Origin of the sequence: Pseudoxanthobacter sp. (assembly GCF_036822375.1) — a bacterium.
Lineage (GTDB): Bacteria > Pseudomonadota > Alphaproteobacteria > Rhizobiales > Segnochrobactraceae > Pseudoxanthobacter.
Window position 1 is genome coordinate 1 of record NZ_DAISHT010000063.1, and the last position, 2,516, is coordinate 2,516.

Annotated in this window: 1 protein-coding gene and 1 pseudogene; both read left to right on the forward strand. The window is 67.8% G+C overall.

What is annotated here, in order from left to right; all coding sequences use genetic code 11:
* Positions 1-762, forward strand: a pseudogene (locus V7067_RS08255) (glutamate synthase subunit alpha); the annotation flags it as partial.
* Positions 763-877: 115 nt separating this feature from the next.
* Positions 878-2,311: a glutamate synthase subunit beta gene (locus tag V7067_RS08260; RefSeq protein WP_334175415.1), complete on the forward strand. Its 1,434-nt coding sequence runs from the start codon at positions 878-880 to the stop codon at positions 2,309-2,311.
* The last annotated feature ends 205 nt before the right edge of the window (positions 2,312-2,516 follow it).

Sequence of the window (2,516 nt, forward strand, 5' to 3'; positions counted from 1 at the left end):
GGCAATGCCGGCCTGCCGGACGACACCATTCAGGTGGAACTGCGCGGCACGGCCGGTCAGGCCTTCGCCGCGTGGCTGGCACAGGGCGTGACGTTCGACCTGATCGGCGAGGCCAACGACTATGTCGGCAAGGGCCTGTCGGGCGGCAAGATCATCGTGCGCCCGCCGGAAGTCTCGAAGATCGTGCCGGAAAAGTCGATCATCGTCGGCAACACCGTGCTCTACGGCGCCACCGAGGGTGAGGCCTATTTCCACGGCGTCGCCGGCGAGCGCTTCGCGGTGCGCAACTCCGGCGCCATTGCGGTGGTGGAGGGCGTGGGCGACCACGGCTGCGAGTACATGACCGGCGGCGTCATCGTGGTGATCGGGCCGACGGGGCGCAACTTCGCGGCCGGCATGTCGGGCGGCGTCGCCTATGTGCTGGACGAGGAAGGCAACTTCGCCAACCGCTGCAACATGGCGATGGTCGATCTGGAGCCGGTGGCCGGGGAAGATGAGATGCTGGAGCGTCTGCATCACCACGGCGGCGACATCGAGCACAAGGGCCGTGTCGACATCGTGGCGGACATGTCAGGCCACGACGACGAGCGGCTCTACCAGATGATCTCCAACCACGTCGCCTATACCGGCTCCAGCCGCGGCAAAGACATCCTGGATAACTGGGAGACCTACCGGCCGAAGTTCGTGAAGGTGATGCCGGTGGAATATCGCCGCGCCCTGAAGGAAATGGAGCGCGCCCGGATGGGCGTTGCCGCCGAGTAATCCCGCCGATGCGGCGGCCGCACCCTGCGGCCGCCGCGATCTGCACCGCAAGCCCGGGGCGAGGCGCCGCGCCCGCCCGGATGGCTGAGAATGACCCCGGAAAGAGTGAAATTTCATGGGCAAGGTCACCGGCTTTCTTGAGATCGATCGGCAGGAACAGAAGTACCAGCCGGCTGCCGACCGCATCCGTCACTACCACGAGTTCACCGTTCCCCTGCCCGCTGCCGAAGTGGAGCGGCAGGCCTCGCGCTGCATGGATTGCGGCATTCCGTTCTGTCATGGCCCGACCGGCTGCCCGGTCCACAACCAGATCCCGGACTGGAACGATCTCGTCTATCATGGCGAGTGGGAGGCTGCGACGCGCAACCTCCACTCCACCAACAACTTCCCCGAATTCACCGGCCGCGTCTGCCCCGCTCCGTGCGAGGAGGCCTGCACGCTGAACCTTGAGAGCATCCCCGTTTCCATCAAGACGGTGGAACAGGCGATTGCCGATAACGGCTGGGCCAAGGGCTGGATCCAGCCGCAGCCGGCCGATGTGAAAACCGGCAAGCGCGTCGCTGTCGTGGGCTCCGGCCCGGCCGGCCTTGCCGCGGCCCAGCAGCTCGCGCGCGCCGGCCACGAGGTGCATGTCTTCGAGAAGAATGCCCGCGCCGGCGGCCTGCTGCGCTATGGCATTCCCGACTTCAAGATGGAGAAGCACCACATCGACCGCCGCGTCGGCCAGATGGAAGCGGAGGGCGTGACCTTCCACTATGGCGAGGATATCGGCGTCACCCGTCCGCTCGCCAGCCTGCAGGACGATTTCGATGCCGTGCTGCTGGCCGCCGGTGCCGAGCGCCCGCGCGAGGCCGGCATTCCCGGGCAGGAGCTGAACGGCGTCCATCAGGCGATGTCGTTCCTCACCCAGCAGAACCGCCGCGTCGGCAACGAGCCGATCGGCGATGTCGAGCCCATCGTGGCCGCCGGCAAGCATGTGGTGGTGGTCGGCGGCGGCGATACGGCGTCCGACTGCGTCGGCACCTCGTTCCGTCAGGGTGCGGTGCGCGTGACCCAGCTCGACATCCGCCCGCCGGCACCGGCCACGGAAGACAAGCTGACCGTGTGGCCCTACTGGCCGACGAAGTTCCGCACCTCGTCCAGTCAGGCGGAAGGCGCCGAGCGCGAGTTCTCGTGCGCCACCATCGCCTTCAAGGGCGACCGCAAGGGCAACGTCACCCATGTGCAGTGTGCGCGCGTGGATGAGCGGCGCCGCCCGATTCCGGGCTCGGAGTTCGATATCCGCGCCGATCTGGTGATGATCGCCATCGGCTTCGCCGGCCCGAACCTCGAAACTTTCGTAGCGGAAGCCGGCGACAGGCTGGCGCTCGATCCGCGCACCAACGTCAAGGCCGACACCGAGCTTTACAAGACCTCGCTCGACAAGGTGTGGGCCGCCGGTGACGTGCGCCGCGGCCAGTCGCTGGTGGTGTGGGCGATCCGCGAGGGCCGTCAGGCCGCCCGCGCTATCGACCTGGCGCTGATGGGCGAGACCACCCTGCCGCGCTGAGGCCGGCGTCATCCGTGCAGAGACGATAATGCCGCCGGATCGGTTCCCCGATCCGGCGGCATTTTTTTCTGCGCCCGCACCGGCGTTGCCGGGAAACGCGCCGGGGCGCGCGGCAGGGCCGTTGCGCCTCATGTCGGCCGCCGTCCGCGCCCGGCCGAACGCGACGGCCACCCGCAACGCGCAAGACACACCATCGGAGACACAC

Excerpts from the sequence above, each read along its gene's own strand:
- V7067_RS08260 (WP_334175415.1), top strand. The coding sequence starts at position 878 with ATGGGCAAGGTCACCGGCTTTCTTGAGATCGATCGGCAGGAACAGAAG.